Raw genomic sequence first — 15,257 nt, forward strand, 5'->3', positions numbered from 1 at the left:
TCAACGCCACCTCAGACGATATTGTGTAAACGCACTGGCCATCAGCACTGCAATCAATGCCGTGGCCACCATCACATCTGATAGATAGGTAGGCACACCCACTGCACGGCTCATGCTGTCAGCGCCCACCAAGACGCCTGCTACCAGTATGCTGGCCGCCACGACACCGATCGGATTCAAGCCAGCCAGCATGGCAATCACAATACCGGCATAGCCATAGCCTGGTGACATATCTAGCGTGACGTAGCTTGTACGTCCGGCCACTTCAATAGCGCCGCCAAGGCCCGCGAGGGCGCCAGACAAGAGAGCTACCAACACCATGGTTTGAGTGGTTTTGACGCCGACAAACGAGGCTGCTCGGGCGTTTGCACCAGTAGCCCGGATATCAAACCCAAGCGTGGTGTATTTCATAATAAGCCAGACAGCCAACGCGCAAGCGACCGCATAAATCAAGCCCGTATGCAAACGGGTCTGAGCAATCAGTTTGCCAAGCTCCAGATCCCCGACCAACACCACACTTTGTGGCCAGCCCATCGACAGTGGGTCCTTCATTGGACCATCGAGCAGGGCGGATACACCCAAAAGCACGATGAAGTTCAACAACAGCGTAGTCACCACTTCATCGACACCGAGCCGAGTTTTTAAAAGTGCTGGTCCTAAAAGTACCAGTGCACCGGCTAGTGCTGCGGCCAGCAACATCAGTAGAAATAGCAACGCAGGCGCAATCTCAAATCCAGTGCCACCATGAAGGCCACCCACGGCGACTGCTGCAATGGCGCCGGCGTAGAGTTGTCCTTCGGCGCCAATGTTAAAGAGTCGTGCGCGAAATGCCACTGCAGCAGCCAGTCCTGTAAAGATCAACGGTACTGCTCGGGTCAGTGTTTCGGACCAGGCGAATACCGATCCAAATGCGCCTTTAAGTAGCAAGCTGTAGGTTTGTGCGATCGGAGCGCCCGCCCAGAGCACCAGTAAGGTGCTGACCACTAAAACCGCTAGCGCTGCACCGACCATTGCAGCGACCCACACAGCCCAGTTTGTTTGCGTTCGACGCTCAAGCCTCATGGATGCAGCTCCGCAATACCTGCCATCGCAAGACCAATCGATTCGCGGCTCCAGTCCGACGTCGGGCGCGCTTCGGTCAGCACGCCTGCGTGCATGACTGCAATACGATCGCCAAGGGTCATCACTTCATCGAGATCATCTGACACCAGCAAGACCGCTGCGCCAGCGTCGCGAGCGGCGATCAGCTGATCGTGAACAAACGCTACGGCGCCAATGTCCAAGCCCCAGGTTGGTTGTTGGGCAACGATCAAAGCGGGGCCAGTGGATTGTGTTTGTGCAGGGGCTTTTAACGCTCGGCCAAGGATTAACTTTTGCATATTGCCGCCTGACAAATTGCGAGCCGGTGTTTGCAGGCTGGCGCCACGCACATCAAATCCAGCAATGACATCTTGTGCGTAGGCATGGGCGGCGTCTTGTTTCACCCAGCCCATGCGACTAAAGGCGGTCGTCTTCAAACGTTCGGCAGCGATATTCTCCCAAACTGGCAGGTCACCGATCAGCCCGACAGACTGTCTATCCTCGGGAATGCGAGCAGCATGGGAAAATTGTTTGAACATCAGATCACAAAGTGCAGTCTGGCCGTTGCCTGATACACCAGCAATGGCCACAATTTCGCCCGGATACAGGGATAGGTTGACGTGATGAAGACGGTCATGGGACTCGGGGTGTTGATCGACAGCGGGGTCAAACCGGACTTCACACACCGGTGTTTCGCTTTGGCGTTTGCCCGGGCGACGAACTGGCGCGGCCAATTCATGGCCCACCATCCACTGGGCTAGTTGTCCCTGAGTCACGCCCTCGGTTGACTGGTTAGCCACCAGTTTGCCATGGCGTAGCACCGCGGCTCGGTCACAGATTCGTAAAACTTCACCGAGCTTGTGGCTAATAAAGATGATCGACAGTCCTTCGCGCACCCAGTGCTGAAGTGCCTCAAACAAGTGTTCGCTTTCCTGGGGTGTGAGCACCGAGGTCGGTTCGTCCAGAATCAGGATGCGTGCACCGCGATAGAGTGCCTTGATGATTTCTACTCTTTGGCGCTCACCGACCGTGAGCTCGCCAACCTTGCGTTCGGTGTCGATCGATAGTCCAAATCGTTCTGCTACAGCTCGTGCTTTGGTTCTGGCCGCTGAGCGTTGGCTGCTTAAGCGCCAAAGCGATTCGGTGCCCAGGACGATGTTGTCTAGCACCGTCAAATTGTCTGCCAGTGCAAAGTGCTGGTGCACCATGCCGATGCCAGCAGCCAAGGCTGCTGCTGGGTCTCCTGCCGCCAGCGGCTCGCCATGCACCTTGATTTGCCCGAGATCCGCGGTGTAATGCCCAAACAGAATCGACATCAGGGTCGATTTGCCGGCACCATTCTCGCCAAGCAGCCCAAGGATTTCTCCTTGGGCGAGCTCAAGCGAAATGTCGTCGTTGGCCGTCAGCGTACCGAACCGCTTGATGATGCCTTGCAGGCTTAGGACGACTGGTGTGTCAGCGCTTGCGCGCATTAACGCGCAGTGGGCTTGGGTTGATTGTCGTCGATCTCGACCACGAAGGTCTCAGCCAGGATGGCTTTCTCGCGGTCAGCCACTTTGGCTTTAAGCTCGGCAGGGATTTTGTTCTCAAAGGTGCCATAGGGCGCCATTTCCGAACCACCGTATTTCATCATCGAGAACTTGCCGTAGTCCTCAGCTTTAAACTGTCCGGACTTCACGGCCTTGAGCGCCTGATCAATGGTGGGTTCCATATTCCATAACGCTGATGCCACCACGGTCTCTGGATACTGATCCTGGGTGTTAATCACGTTACCAATGGCCAGAATGCCACGCTCCTTGGCGGCATCGCTGACCCCAAAGCGCTCGGCATAAAGGATATCAGCGCCACGATCGACCATGGCAAATGCAGCCTCTTTGGCCTTGGGTGGGTCAAACCAGCTGTTAATAAACGTCACCATGAACTCGACGTTGGGGTTCACTTCTTTGGCACCAGCCATGAATGCGTTCATGAGCCGATTGACCTCCGGAATCGGGAAACCGCCAACCAGGCCAATCTTGTTGGATTTGGTGAGCCCGCCGGCGATCATGCCAGTCATGTAGGCAGGCTCTTGGATGTAGTTGTCAAACACACTGAAGTTTGGTGCTTGTGGTTTGCCCGAAGAACCCATCAGGAAGGCAACGTTTGGAAAGTCTTTGGCGACTTTGCGAGCAGCGGCTTCCACCGCAAATGATTCACCAACAATCAACTGATTACCCTGCGTGGCGTACTCACGCATGACGCGCTCGTAGTCGGCGTTGGAGACGTTCTCACTGGCGACATAAACAATCTCGCCACGGGCCTCGGCAGCCTGTAACGCTTTGTGGATGCGGCTCACCCATTGCTGTTCGAACGGTACCGTGTAAATCGCCGCGACTTTGAGTTTGTCTTGCGCCAAGACGCTCGGACTGATACCAGACAGCACCAAAAGGCTTGCGCCTGCGGCGAGCGCCACGCGACGGCTACGAGAAAATAGGCTCATTGATTGACTCCGAATTCGAGGTTTAAATTTGCCAGGCAAAGATTCGCTAGGCATTCAATAAAATCAAAAGGCAACAACAAAAGTACCAAGCAAAGTACCAGGCAAAGTACCAAGCAAATTTTGTGCCACCAATATCACAACTAAGATGCAGTTACGGTTTCGTCATCTGAAATTTAACTCTTTTTTTGGCCTGCCGTGCAAGCGATCTCGAGCCGCGACTAAACCTGCGGTAAGCTGGTCCTAAATATATTTTCCATGCCGCATTTGTTCATCCAGGATCGCTATGCCTTGGCTCGACTCTCGTCACGATCATTGCATCTTGCGCCTGCGTATCCAACCAGGTGCCAAGCGCAGCTGCGTGTTGGGGGTCTTGAGTGATCAACTCAAAGTTGCCGTCCATGCCCCGCCAGTTGATGGCAAGGCCAATGAGGCGCTCTTGAAGTGGCTCGTGGACACGCTTGGGCTTAAACGCAATCAGATCGAGCTAGTCAGTGGCCAAACCAGCCGCGACAAACGGGTGCGACTAGAAAATATAAAGGCCACCCAGATTCGGGCGGCCTTGGGAATCGTAGATGGTACGGATTAGCCGTAAGCAGGCACTACAGTCGAGAAGCCCGAGTCGACGTGCAAGATCTCGCCAGTGATGCCGGCAGCCAGATCAGACATCAGGAACGCAGCAGCATTGCCAACGTTTTCAATGGTGACATTGCGTCGTAGTGGGGCGTTGTTTTCTACATAGCGCAGGATCCCACCGAAGTCTTTAATACCACTGGCCGCCAGTGTTTTGATAGGGCCAGCTGAAATGCCGTTGGCACGGATGCCGAGGGGACCGAGGTTGCTGGCCAGGTAACGCACGCTGGCCTCGAGAGATGCCTTAGCCAACCCCATGGTGTTGTAATGCGGCACGGCCCGCTCGGCGCCTAAATAGGTAAGCGTGAGCACTGAGCCTTCTCGGCCTTGCATCATGGGCAGTCCGGCTTTGACTAGCGCTGGGAAGCTGTAGGCTGAAATGTCGTGGGCAATCCGGAAAGCCTCGCGTGACAGGCCGTCTAAAAATTCTCCCGAGATTGCCTCGCGAGGCGCAAAACCAATCGAGTGCACGATGCTGTCCAAACCATCCCATTCTGTTTTTAAGTCAGCAAAGACCGCTTCGATTTGGGTGTCTTCGGCGACATCACACGGCAGAACGATTGAGCTACCGAATTCGTTGGCGTAACCGGTCACGCGATCCTTAAAGCGATCACCCACGTAGGTGAATGCCAGTTCAGCGCCTTGTTCATGACAGCACTTAGCAATGCCATACGCGATCGAGCGGTCAGAAATCACGCCTGTAATCAGGATTCGTTTGCCAGCTAAAAAGCCCATTGTCGTTCCTATGTCGTTCTAAGTTAATGGTATTGAATCAATACTGCACCGGCTTAGCCCGGCACTTTCAATCGTTGTCCGACTCGAAGTTTAGACCCTTTCAAGCCATTTAGCTCGCGCAACACGCTCACCCGGGTGCCATGTTTGCGTGCGATGCCCGATAGGGTGTCACCGCTTCTGACCCGGTAGGTCTTGGTAGATAAGCGTTTGGCGACTTCAGCTGTGGCGACGGTCACATTTGCCGTCGGTCCGGGGATGATGAGTATGGTGTCAGTAGACAGCGAGCGGGTGTTGCGGTTCAGGTCGTTTGCTCGCCTGAGTGACTCCACCGAAACGTTGAAAGTCTTAGCGATGTCCTGGATTTTTTCACCTTGTTTGGCAGGGTACTTTTTCCAGCTAGTCAGGTCGCCTTGGTAGGACGCAAGATTGGCCAGGTAAACGGGCAGTTTTTCTCGGGGAAGGATGATTTCCGGGTTCAAGTCAGCGATGATGACGCCTTGATTAAAGGCCGGATTAAGCGCGGCGAATTCGTCAATTGGCATTTCAGCGAGTTTGGCAGCCACTTCGAGATCGATGTCACGGTCTTTCTTGACGGTCACAAAGTAAGGTTCATTGTCGATGATTGGCAAAATCACGCCATAGCGCTCAGGGTCAGCGATGATGTTTTTGATGGCCTGAAGCTTGGGCACATAGTTGGCTGTTTCTTTGGGCATCTTCAGATGCCGGTAGTCCAGTGGCTTGCCGGCACGCTCGTTTTTGGCCAGCGCGCGGCGCACCGAGCCTTCGCCCCAGTTATAAGAGGCAAATGCCAGGTACCAGTCGCCTTGATATTCGTATAAATACTCGAGGTAGTCTAGGGCTGCGTTGGTCGACGCAATTGGGTCACGCCGTTGGTCACGCCACCAGGTTTGTTCAAGTTTGAATGCAGTGCCAGTGCTCGGAATGAACTGCCACAGGCCTGAGGCGCGCGCTCGTGAGTAGGCGTTTGGATCGTACGCGCTTTCGACAAAGGGTAAAAGAGCAAGCTCGGTCGGCAAGCCACGGCGGTTGATCTCATCAACGATGTAATACATGTATCGACCTGATCGGTCAGCCATGCGTTGCATGGCTTGGGGGTGCTTGGCGTAGTATTCGGTCCACTGCTCAGACAACTCGGTATTTAAGTTAGGAATTGCAAAACCACGGCGGATGCGCTCCCAGACATCAATTGGGGGACGTGTGAGATCGACAGTTCGGGTGGTGACTTCTGCGCCCGAGCCTTGCTCATGCAGATTGGCGCAGCCAGTGAGGGTCACCAGCACAAAAACAAAAAAACTACGCAGAAAACTTGAACGGATATCGGTCATCAGGCTATTTGAAATCGTTTTTCCAGGCGCGCAATGCGGCGAATACCTCGACGGGATGGGCGAGGGTTTTATTGGCCCACTGGTTTGCGGCTTGGGTGACAGAGGGCTGACGCGCCCGCATAAACGGGTTGCAGTTTTTCTCGATGGCGATCGAAGAAGGCACGGTCGGTTGATCCTGCGTGCGCATTTGCATGCACTTTGCTTCGAACTTCGCTAACTCAGAGTTGTCAGGCTCAACGGTACGAGCCCAGCGCAGGTTCGATAGCGTGTACTCATGCGCACAGTAGACTTTGGTGTTCTCCGGTAAAGCGGCAAATTTGTCCAGCGATTGCAGCATCTGTTCGGGGGTACCTTCAAATAGTCGACCACAGCCGCCTACAAACAATGTGTCTCCGCAAAACAGGACAGGCTCACCACCCACTTGACCAGTGTATGCAATATGGCCGGCTGTGTGGCCCGGTACATCGAGTACCTGAAGTGTGATCGTGGGCGCCCCGATGGTGACCATATCGCCTTCAGACAATGCCACGTCACAGGCGGGCAGGTTTTCCATGCCAGGACCGTAGACGGTTGCCTTGTGGTCTTGTAAAAGCTCAAGAACCCCGCCCACATGGTCATGGTGATGATGGGTCAGTAAAATAGCGGCAAGCGACAGGTTCTCGGACTCGAGGGCATCGAATACTGGCATGGCATCACCCGGATCAACGACCACTGCATGCTTGCCATCGTCGATCATCCAGATGTAATTATCCGAGAAGGCGCGAATCGGGCGGATGCGCAAATTCGAGACCTCAGTTAAAGTCGCAGTCATCTTTCGGGGTATCCATGTCGATTAATGCTCAAACGCCCATTGTAGAACTGCAACGCTGGTTTGACACTCCAGTGGGTCGCTATGTGCATCGCTGGGAGCAGCAGCGTATTGATGACTTGTTGGTCGATGTTTTTGGTTATCGCGCCGTGCAGTACGGGCTGGCCGACTTTAACTTTCTGGCTGCCAACCGAATGCCGTTTAAAGCCTACGCTGGCCCACGCAAGCTAAATGATGCTCAGCGATTAGGCTGGCAGGCTAGCCTGGTGTGTCGACCAGAGGAAATGCCGTTTGATACGGACAGCATTGACCTGTTGGTGCTGCCGCATACTCTAGAGACGGCAGGCGATCAGCACATGGTGCTGCGCGAAGCACATCGAGTGCTAGTGCCCGAAGGACGACTGGTGATTGCCGGTTTTAATCCCTGGAGTCTATGGGGTTTGAGAGCGAGGCTACCTTGGATTAGCCCCTGGTTTCCGGCTGGTGATGAGGGCGAACTCTCACCCAATCGGCTAAAGGATTGGCTCAAGCTTTTGTCCTTTGAAATCGATCGTGGGCATTTCGGCTGCTATGCGCCGCCTTGTCGCAGTCAGGAGTGGCTTGATCGGTTTGCGTTCATGGACCCGGCTGGCGACCGCTGGTGGCCGATATTTGGCGCGACCTATGTGGTCTCAGCGGTTAAGCGGGTTGCGGGCATGCGACTCATTACGCCGGTGTGGAAACGCAAGTCACAACGCCGCAGCGCGCGCGCGACCGCTGGTGTGGCCTCGCAGCGGCAAGGAATGCGCTGATGGAGCAAGACAAGCAGCCAGACGTGGAGATTTGGACCGATGGTGCGTGTAAAGGTAATCCCGGGGTGGGTGGCTGGGGCGTGTTGTTAAGGCGCAACCAACATGAAAAGACGTTATGCGGCGGCGAGGCTGATACCACCAACAACCGAATGGAACTGACTGCCGTGATTGAGGCGCTAAATGTGCTCAAGCGTCCCTGTCGTGTGATCTTGCATACGGATTCCCAGTATGTGCAAAAGGGTATTACCGAATGGTTGCCGAACTGGAAGGCGCGCGGCTGGCGCACGGCATCCAAACAACCCGTCAAAAACGCTGATTTATGGCAAAAACTTGATGAGGCGGCAGCGCGCCACCACATCGACTGGCGTTGGGTTCGGGGGCATGATGGCGACCCCGGCAATGAACGGGCTGACGAGCTGGCTAATAAAGGTGTTCAGACCGTCGTCAAATCAACCGTTTAATAGTCGCCCGGTGCTATAACTGACAATTACATATGGCCACTCGCTTCGGGCGGATGGCGTTTCTTGTTCCAAGAGCATCTGTGATGAACAAATCTTCGCGAATCGTGTTGTCCCTAGTGCTGTTAGGCATTGGTGTGGGCGTTGGTTGGTATGCGCCCCAATTTATGTCGGGCTCCACGACCTCGAGTGGCCAAGCGCCTGTTGCCGCCGGCAAGCCGGCTGGCGCTCCACCCGCTGGTGGGTCGGGCGGTGCACCGAGAGGCGTACCGGTAGAGTTAACCATTGTAGAGTCGGTTAGTTTCCCGAGAGGGTTGAGCGCGATTGGCAGCTTGAGATCGGACGAATCAACTGTCGTTAGTGCTGAGGTGGCTGGGCGTGTGGCTGAAATCAATTTCAAGGAAGGCCAGCCTGTCACCAAGGGTCAGGTGTTGATCAGGCTCGATGATGAGGTAGCTCAGGCCGAATTGGCCCAAGCTCAGGCTAATCTGGCATTGGCGCAATCTCGTTACGAGCGTTCGAATCGTTTGCAAACGGCAGGGTTCGTCAGTGCTGAAGCACGCGAGGACGCTCAGAACCAACTTAAGTTACAAGAGGCAGCCATCAAGCTTGCTCAAGCCAAACTCGACAAGATGACTATCGAAGCACCGTTTGACGGAGTCATCGGATTGCGTAGCGTATCGATCGGTGAATATGTCACCCCCGGTCAGGCAATCGCCCCACTAGAGGCAGTCGACACTTTGAAAGTAGATTTCCGTCTACCCGAGCGCTTCATTACCAACATCGCACTGGACCAGACGCTTGAGCTGCAGGTTGATGCCCGTCCGGGGCAATTGTTTACTGGCAAAGTCTATGCCATTAGTCCTCTGATCGAGCAGGGGGGGCGTTCAATTTTGGTGCGAGCCCGTGTAGACAATACCGATGGTTTACTCAGGCCTGGTATGTTCGCACGTGTTCAATTGATTACCGATGAGTCGATGGCCGTGGTGGTGCCTGAAGCCTCGCTCTCGGCGTCTGGTCAGACGCAATATGTCTACCGTGTCAGTGAGGGTCAGGCTGAGCGTGTGGCCATTCAGATTGGTGAGCGTCGCGCCGGTATGGTTGAAGTGTTGCAGGGGCTTGAGCCTGGCGATCAAGTGGTGGTTGCTGGTCTGCAGCGTATGCGCCCAGGTGCAGCGGTAAGCCCCCTGGGTGAACCCAAACCGGCATCAGAAGTCGCCAAACAAGCTAACCAAAGTGCGCAATCCTTGCGGGTGAATCCACAATGATCTTGTCAGATACCTGTATCAAGCGACCCGTTTTTGCGACGGTGCTATCGCTCGTGGTTGTGGCTATTGGCTTGATGTCCTACGAACGTCTTACGGTGCGTGAGTACCCAAATATTGACGAGCCGGTGGTTTCAGTCAGCACCACTTATCAGGGCGCTTCGCCGGAGGTGATTGAGTCCAGAGTGACCACGCCGCTTGAAGACCAGATCTCGGGCATTGAGGGTGTGCGCTTGATGACATCGACTAGCCGAGCCGAGCGCAGCAACATCAACGTGACGTTTGATTTGACACGTGATCCTGACGCGGCGGCTGCTGAAGTCCGCGACAAAGTATCCAGGGCTCGTCGCGCCTTGCCAGATGAAATTGATGAGCCGATTATCTCCAAGGTAGAGGCCGATTCGCGTCCGATCATGTACATCGCTGTCAAAGCTGGTGACATGTCACCGATGGCGGCAACTGACTACATTGATCGCTATGTCACATCTCGTCTGTCGGTATTGCCAGGCGCAGCCGAAGTACGTATGTATGGTGCCCGAGAGCCTTCGATGCGCATCAATGTCGATCGTGATCAGCTCGCAGCCTATAACCTGACCATTCAGGATGTTGAGAATGCGTTACGCACGCAGAACGTCAAGATTCCAGCCGGGCGTATTGAGTCCGATGCACGCGAGTTCTCGGTGGTGTCCTCGACGGATTTGAATACCGAAGAACAGTTTCGTGACATTGTGATTGCCAACGTGCAGGGTTATCCGGTGCGATTGCGTGAAGTCGCTGAGGTCAATATTCTTCCGCTGAGTGAAAGGCGCTCGGCGCGTTACAACGGTGTGGAGTCACTGAATATTGGTGTAGTCAAGCAAGCGACCGCCAATCCTCTGGAGCTATCGGCCGCGGTTCGTGAAGAAATCAAGCTCATCAATCAAACGCTGCCGGCTGGCATGGAGCTGATCCCATCCTATGACAGCTCGGTCTTTATTGAGAAATCGATTGAATCGGTGTTCAAGACCATCGCCGAAGCCGTGGTGCTCGTGATCTTGGTGATTTTCTTTTTCCTCAGAAGTGTCAGGGCAAGTCTGATTCCCATTGTGACCATTCCAGTCTCGCTGATCGGGGCGTTTGCGCTGATGTATTTGTTTGGATTCTCGATCAACACCTTGACCTTGTTGGCCATGGTGCTGGCCATTGGTTTGGTGGTCGACGATGCGATTGTGGTGCTTGAGAACGTCTATCGCTACATCGAGAAGGGCATGAGTCCGGTCCAGGCGGCCTTTAAAGGTACGCGCGAAATTGCGTTTCCAGTGATTGCCATGACACTGACGTTGGTCACGGTTTACGCACCGCTGGCGTTTTCGACGGGCAGGACGGGTCGCTTGTTCATTGAGTTCGCCCTGACCTTGGCGGGCGCGGTGCTGGTGTCCGGGTTTGTGGCACTAACCTTAACGCCCATGATGTGCTCGCGCATGCTCAAGCATGACAAAAACCATGGCAAGGTCTACAACCTGATTGAAGGTTGGTTAAATGGGATAACCAATGGTTATCGCCGCACCTTAACCATGGCGCTGAATAACCGTTTGCTGGTGTTGCTAATTGGACTGGCAGTGGCGAGCAGCAGCGTGTTTTTCTTCACCAACCTAAAAAGTGAGCTCGCACCGGTTGAAGATCGGGGTGTGATATTCGGGGTGCTCTCCGGACCTGAGGGTGCGACGCTTGGCTACACCATGCAAAGCGCATTGAAGGTCGAAGAAATCTATGCCAGCATTCCTGAGGCAGCAGCGCGCCAATTGATCGTCGGTTTCCCGACGGTGGCTGACGGGTTTGCGATCTTGCGGTTAAAGCCCTGGGATGAGCGTGAGCGTAAGCAACAAGACATTACCAAATCGCTGTTCCCACAGTTCTCGGCTTTGCCCGGTGTCAGAGCCTTTCCGACCAACGCGCCATCGTTTGGATTGAGAGCAAGTTCGCGGCCGATCGAGTTTGTGATCATGAGCCAGGCACCCTATGCCGAACTCTATGACATGGTAAACGGCTACATGGATGAGTTGCGTTCGTATCCCGGTATCGGGAATATGGACATGGATCTGCGTATGAACACGCCTGAGCTGCGAGTCGAGGTTGATCGCGACAAGCTAGCTGATCTGGGTATCGATGTTGCCGGCGTGGGGCGCACTCTTGAGACCATGTTGGGCGGCCGTCAGGTTACCCGCTTTGAGCAGGACGGTGAGCAGTATGAAGTGATCGTGCAAGTCAGCCCTGGCGAGCGTAATGAACCCACAGATATCTCTGGCATTTATGTGCGTGCCCGCGACGGCAGTATGGTGCAGTTGGCCAATGTGGCTAGTGTCCAGGAGACCGTGGCACCACAATCGTTGAACCACTTCAACCGTCTAAGGGCGGTCAAAGTCACAGGTAATGTGATGCCTGGCTACACCCTGGGCGAGGTGCTGGATCACATGTTCGAAGTTGCTGAGAAAACATTCCCTTCGACGGTACAGCTTGACTTGGATGGTCAATCGCGTGAGTACAAAGAATCATCGGCTGGCATTTATGCGGTGTTTGGCATGGCGCTGATCTTTATCTACCTGGTGCTCGCCGCACAGTTCGAAAGCTGGCGTAACCCGTTGATCATCATGCTGACAGTGCCGTTGGCGATGACAGGTGCGCTTGGAGCGCTTTACTTCACTGGTGGTACTTTATCGATTTACAGTCAGATTGGTCTGGTCACCCTCGTGGGCCTGATTACCAAACACGGGATCTTGATCGTTGAGTTCGCTACACAGTTACGTGAGCAGGGCAAGGAGATGATTGAGGCAGTATCTGAAGCCAGCGTCCTGCGCTTGCGACCTATTTTGATGACCACCGGTGCGATGGTTCTTGGTGCAGTGCCGTTGGCCATTGCGACTGGTGCCGGCGCCGAGTCTCGAGAGCAAATTGGTTGGGTGTTGGTCGGCGGCTTGATGCTTGGTACCTTGCTGACGCTGTATGTGGTGCCGGTTGCGTATACTTTGATTGCAACCAAAAAAGTTCGTGGTGTGATAGAAGAAGGCCAGTCTACTGCGCCAGCACAAACGGGCGGTGTCCATAAACCTTCAACTTCGGAGCAAAGCCAACAAGATGCGCTGGGTCATTCTTGATACGGAAACCACTGGTCTAGATCCGGAAGATGGACATCGCATCATTGAAATTGGTGCCGTCGAAGTCGTCAATCGCGCTATCACGGGACGGGACTTTCATACTTATTTGAATCCCGACCGTGACAGTGATCAGGGTGCTCTCGAAGTACATGGTTTGACGACCGATTTTCTGCAGGACAAGCCTCGCTTTAAGGATGTGGTCGGCGAGTTTCTTGAGTTCGTCAAAGAAGCTGAACTCATTATTCACAATGCGCCGTTCGATCTTAAGTTCCTGAATTCAGAGCTAAAGAAACTTGGGCACAATGAATTAACCTCATACTCCGGGCCAGTCACCGATTCGCTGGCGCATGCCAAGCTACTCTACCCGGGAAAGCGTAATTCACTCGATGCACTTTGTGAGCGCTACAGCATTAGCAACGCTCACCGTACCTTGCATGGTGCCTTACTCGATTCGCGGCTTTTGGCGGAAGTTTGGCTGGCAATGACCCGTGGCCAGGACAGTCTGGCCATTGAAGATGAAGTCCATCCCAGCAAAAACATTGCGCCAGAGAAACGCAAGTTCTTTGAACTCCCGTTAATCGAGGTCAGTCAGGCTGAGGATGAAGCGCATGAAGCGTACCTGCAGGTGCTCGATAAGGCCAGTGGTGATCAGACCTTATGGCGCAGTCTCAAGTCGCACTAAACCGATAAGTCGCACCAATTCGAGACGTTGACCCGCCCATCGATCTCGAGATGCGTAGCCACATCCCTGTGTATAATCCTGCTCTACGCGCCATCGGCGCGGTGCCTGGTGGTGAGATCAAACACATCAGGGCGGTTAGCTCAGTGGTAGAGCACTGCCTTCACACGGCAGGGGTCACAAGTTCGAACCTTGTACCGCCCACCAAATCATATTGTTCAGCGACAGATTGACACACAAGGATCTAGGCCGTGACTGAACCGAAGCGAGAGCTGTCAGAGGCAGAAATGCTTTACCTAGAGGCGATGATTCCTGAGTTGGCAGCAGCTGCGTTTAGATTGGCTGAGGCAGAGGCGCTAATGACAGCTGGCAAAGTGGTGAAGGCAGTCAACGGCAAGGTTATCGAGCTCTATGCTGACGGATCGACCCGCGTGCTCAAAGAAATCGAGCCACCGATGCCGGTTACACCGGGCACAAAACGGTATCGCAAGGCGTCTTAACCATAATGGCTATTCCCCGTTTGCGTATGTTTGCTGGACCGAATGGCTCTGGCAAGAGCACTCTCAAGGGACTGCTTTCAAGCGAATGGTATGGAACGTACGTTAATGCTGACGACATTGAGCGCACGATTAGGCTCGAAGGTGGCTTGCGTCTTTCGGATTTTAAGGTTGAAGTTACGCAACAGCAGCTTACGAGGTTTTTTCTGGAATCGAGTCTTCTTGGTGCGCATGGACTTGCCGAGGATGCGCGTGCAATCACTGTTGAAACTGGTTACCTATCGTTTGGTGATTTGCAGATAAATTCCTACTTCGCCTCGGTATTAGCCGATTTGATTCGACAGCAATTGATTAGTCAGGGCGAGTCATTGACTTTTGAAACAGTGATGTCTTCGCCGGATAAGGTGGATTCATTTGTAATGCGCAGCGTTTGGGCTACCGCACTTATCTGTACTATGTGGCAACTGAAGACCCCGCGATCAATATCGCTCGCGTCAAATATCGCGTGGGCAAAGGTGGGCACGATGTGCCAAGTGACAAGATTGTGTCACGATATGGGCGCTCTCTTGATCTTTTATATAGTGCTGTGGCTTGTGCGAATCGTTCCTTCATTTTTGACAACTCGGATGAGTCGGCCGTCTGGGTGGCTGAAGTGACTGATGGTATGGTCTTGGAGGCAAAAGCAGACTCCTTGCCCATGTGGTGTAAACATGCATTGTGGGATAAGTTTCCTGCGTAGTCGGCCTTTTAGTAATTGGCAGCGATCGTCGGTAGCTGTGCGTCATTACAATCAATGGCCTACATTTTTACCGTTCTGCGCCTAAAGCCCCGTTCTTCAGGCCTGGGAGGACGTCAAACTGCAGTGCGTTTGCATAAACTAAGTGAACGCTAGCCACCAAATCATCTGCGGTTGTGTGCAGGTAAGATTGCGGTCTTGCATCCTCAACAAATTCCTCATTGATAGAGACTCTTTTGGATTGTTTAATTTCAAAGTCCTGATTCAAATGCAATCGTTTTGCTTACGTTGTCTGGCGGTGACCGCTGCCGCACTTTTGATGGCTGGTTGCAGTACAGCCGTGGCGGTGGTAGATGCAGTGGGATCGGCTGTTGTCTATGCTGGTAAGACGGTTGTAAATACCGTGGATGCGATCACCCCTGACATCGTCAATGGTGATGACGATGATGATGACTGATCCCTGTTTGAGGCGAATTCTCCAGAAAAGCGATTCCGGTTAACTCGTGCGCCGGTGCGTCAGGCACTTTGCCCGCTCCAAGTAACCTTGTAATTTCTCAGCAATCTGCGACGCTCACCCGCGCATTGTGCTTAACTGCATTCGGCACATGCATCGATGGCGTAG

General features: G+C 53.9%; 15 protein-coding genes and 1 tRNA gene. 10 read left to right on the forward strand and 6 right to left on the reverse strand.

The features are described 5' to 3' along the window. Genes DHf2319_RS03210 through DHf2319_RS03220 form a run of 3 tightly spaced genes read right to left on the reverse strand, consistent with a single transcriptional unit; the run spans position 1 to position 3,559 of the window. Positions 1–1,062, reverse strand: coding sequence for an ABC transporter permease (locus DHf2319_RS03210; protein WP_243479357.1), 1,062 nt, complete (start codon positions 1,060–1,062; stop codon positions 1–3). Further along, positions 1,059–2,552: an ABC transporter ATP-binding protein gene (locus tag DHf2319_RS03215; protein ID WP_243479358.1), complete on the reverse strand. Its 1,494-nt coding sequence runs from the start codon at positions 2,550–2,552 to the stop codon at positions 1,059–1,061. The genes DHf2319_RS03210 and DHf2319_RS03215 overlap by 4 nt, the downstream gene beginning before the upstream one ends. Then, on the reverse strand, positions 2,552–3,559 hold the full coding sequence (locus DHf2319_RS03220; RefSeq protein ID WP_243479359.1) for a BMP family protein: 1,008 nt from the start codon (positions 3,557–3,559) through the stop codon (positions 2,552–2,554). The genes DHf2319_RS03215 and DHf2319_RS03220 overlap by 1 nt, the downstream gene beginning before the upstream one ends. Positions 3,560–3,842: 283 nt before the next feature. On the opposite strand from DHf2319_RS03220, the gene DHf2319_RS03225 reads away from it, so the two are divergent. Then, a complete protein-coding gene (locus DHf2319_RS03225; protein ID WP_243479360.1) occupies positions 3,843–4,145 on the forward strand; it encodes a DUF167 domain-containing protein in 303 nt (100 codons plus the stop codon). Here DHf2319_RS03225 and fabI read toward each other — a convergent pair. Genes fabI through gloB form a run of 3 tightly spaced genes read right to left on the reverse strand, consistent with a single transcriptional unit; the run spans position 4,142 to position 7,081 of the window. Continuing rightward, positions 4,142–4,924, reverse strand: a complete 783-nt coding sequence (gene fabI / locus DHf2319_RS03230; protein WP_243479361.1) for an enoyl-ACP reductase FabI — start codon at positions 4,922–4,924, stop codon at positions 4,142–4,144. The genes DHf2319_RS03225 and fabI overlap by 4 nt on opposite strands. A 53-nt stretch (positions 4,925–4,977) precedes the next feature. Continuing rightward, positions 4,978–6,270, reverse strand: coding sequence for a transglycosylase SLT domain-containing protein (locus tag DHf2319_RS03235; protein WP_243479362.1), 1,293 nt, complete (start codon positions 6,268–6,270; stop codon positions 4,978–4,980). Positions 6,271–6,274: 4 nt separating this feature from the next. Further along, positions 6,275–7,081 (reverse strand): hydroxyacylglutathione hydrolase, encoded by an 807-nt coding sequence (gene gloB / locus DHf2319_RS03240; RefSeq protein WP_243479363.1) that lies wholly within the window; start codon positions 7,079–7,081, stop codon positions 6,275–6,277. 14 nt (positions 7,082–7,095) lie between these two features. Here gloB and DHf2319_RS03245 point away from each other — a divergent pair, with 14 nt between their 5' ends. From DHf2319_RS03245 to DHf2319_RS03285, 9 genes are all read left to right on the forward strand, one after another. Further along, positions 7,096–7,869, forward strand: a complete 774-nt coding sequence (locus DHf2319_RS03245; RefSeq protein WP_243479364.1) for a class I SAM-dependent methyltransferase — start codon at positions 7,096–7,098, stop codon at positions 7,867–7,869. After that, positions 7,869–8,330 (forward strand): ribonuclease HI, encoded by a 462-nt coding sequence (gene rnhA, locus DHf2319_RS03250; protein ID WP_243479365.1) that lies wholly within the window; start codon positions 7,869–7,871, stop codon positions 8,328–8,330. The genes DHf2319_RS03245 and rnhA overlap by 1 nt, the downstream gene beginning before the upstream one ends. Positions 8,331–8,413: 83 nt before the next feature. Further along, positions 8,414–9,595, forward strand: a complete 1,182-nt coding sequence (locus DHf2319_RS03255) for an efflux RND transporter periplasmic adaptor subunit (protein WP_243479366.1) — start codon at positions 8,414–8,416, stop codon at positions 9,593–9,595. After that, positions 9,592–12,723: an efflux RND transporter permease subunit gene (locus DHf2319_RS03260; protein WP_243479367.1), complete on the forward strand. Its 3,132-nt coding sequence runs from the start codon at positions 9,592–9,594 to the stop codon at positions 12,721–12,723. The genes DHf2319_RS03255 and DHf2319_RS03260 overlap by 4 nt, the downstream gene beginning before the upstream one ends. Beyond that, positions 12,704–13,405: a DNA polymerase III subunit epsilon gene (gene dnaQ / locus DHf2319_RS03265; protein WP_243479368.1), complete on the forward strand. Its 702-nt coding sequence runs from the start codon at positions 12,704–12,706 to the stop codon at positions 13,403–13,405. The genes DHf2319_RS03260 and dnaQ overlap by 20 nt, the downstream gene beginning before the upstream one ends. A 129-nt stretch (positions 13,406–13,534) precedes the next feature. Beyond that, positions 13,535–13,609 (forward strand) — tRNA-Val (locus tag DHf2319_RS03270). A 44-nt stretch (positions 13,610–13,653) separates the two neighbouring features. Beyond that, positions 13,654–13,902 (forward strand): hypothetical protein, encoded by a 249-nt coding sequence (locus DHf2319_RS03275; protein ID WP_243479369.1) that lies wholly within the window; start codon positions 13,654–13,656, stop codon positions 13,900–13,902. Between the two features lie 5 nt (positions 13,903–13,907). Continuing rightward, a complete protein-coding gene (locus DHf2319_RS03280; protein ID WP_243479370.1) occupies positions 13,908–14,555 on the forward strand; it encodes a hypothetical protein in 648 nt (215 codons plus the stop codon). Between the two features lie 348 nt (positions 14,556–14,903). Continuing rightward, a complete protein-coding gene (locus DHf2319_RS03285) occupies positions 14,904–15,092 on the forward strand; it encodes a hypothetical protein (protein ID WP_243479371.1) in 189 nt (62 codons plus the stop codon). The last annotated feature ends 165 nt before the right edge of the window (positions 15,093–15,257 follow it).

The organism is Orrella daihaiensis, from assembly GCF_022811525.1.
Taxonomy (GTDB): domain Bacteria; phylum Pseudomonadota; class Gammaproteobacteria; order Burkholderiales; family Burkholderiaceae_B; genus Algicoccus; species Algicoccus daihaiensis.

Bases quoted from the DNA above. Each gene is read 5' to 3' on its own strand.
- DHf2319_RS03210 (WP_243479357.1), bottom strand. From the start codon at position 1,062: ATGAGGCTTGAGCGTCGAACGCAAACAAACTGGGCTGTGTGGGTCGCT.
- DHf2319_RS03215 (WP_243479358.1), bottom strand. From the start codon at position 2,552: ATGCGCGCAAGCGCTGACACACCAGTCGTCCTAAGCCTGCAAGGCATC.
- DHf2319_RS03220 (WP_243479359.1), bottom strand. From the start codon at position 3,559: ATGAGCCTATTTTCTCGTAGCCGTCGCGTGGCGCTCGCCGCAGGCGCA.
- DHf2319_RS03225 (WP_243479360.1), top strand. From the start codon at position 3,843: ATGCCTTGGCTCGACTCTCGTCACGATCATTGCATCTTGCGCCTGCGT.
- fabI (WP_243479361.1), bottom strand. From the start codon at position 4,924: ATGGGCTTTTTAGCTGGCAAACGAATCCTGATTACAGGCGTGATTTCT.
- DHf2319_RS03235 (WP_243479362.1), bottom strand. From the start codon at position 6,270: ATGACCGATATCCGTTCAAGTTTTCTGCGTAGTTTTTTTGTTTTTGTG.
- gloB (WP_243479363.1), bottom strand. From the start codon at position 7,081: ATGACTGCGACTTTAACTGAGGTCTCGAATTTGCGCATCCGCCCGATT.
- DHf2319_RS03245 (WP_243479364.1), top strand. From the start codon at position 7,096: ATGTCGATTAATGCTCAAACGCCCATTGTAGAACTGCAACGCTGGTTT.
- rnhA (WP_243479365.1), top strand. From the start codon at position 7,869: ATGGAGCAAGACAAGCAGCCAGACGTGGAGATTTGGACCGATGGTGCG.
- DHf2319_RS03255 (WP_243479366.1), top strand. From the start codon at position 8,414: ATGAACAAATCTTCGCGAATCGTGTTGTCCCTAGTGCTGTTAGGCATT.
- DHf2319_RS03260 (WP_243479367.1), top strand. From the start codon at position 9,592: ATGATCTTGTCAGATACCTGTATCAAGCGACCCGTTTTTGCGACGGTG.
- dnaQ (WP_243479368.1), top strand. From the start codon at position 12,704: ATGCGCTGGGTCATTCTTGATACGGAAACCACTGGTCTAGATCCGGAA.
- DHf2319_RS03280 (WP_243479370.1), top strand. From the start codon at position 13,908: ATGGCTATTCCCCGTTTGCGTATGTTTGCTGGACCGAATGGCTCTGGC.
- DHf2319_RS03285 (WP_243479371.1), top strand. From the start codon at position 14,904: ATGCAATCGTTTTGCTTACGTTGTCTGGCGGTGACCGCTGCCGCACTT.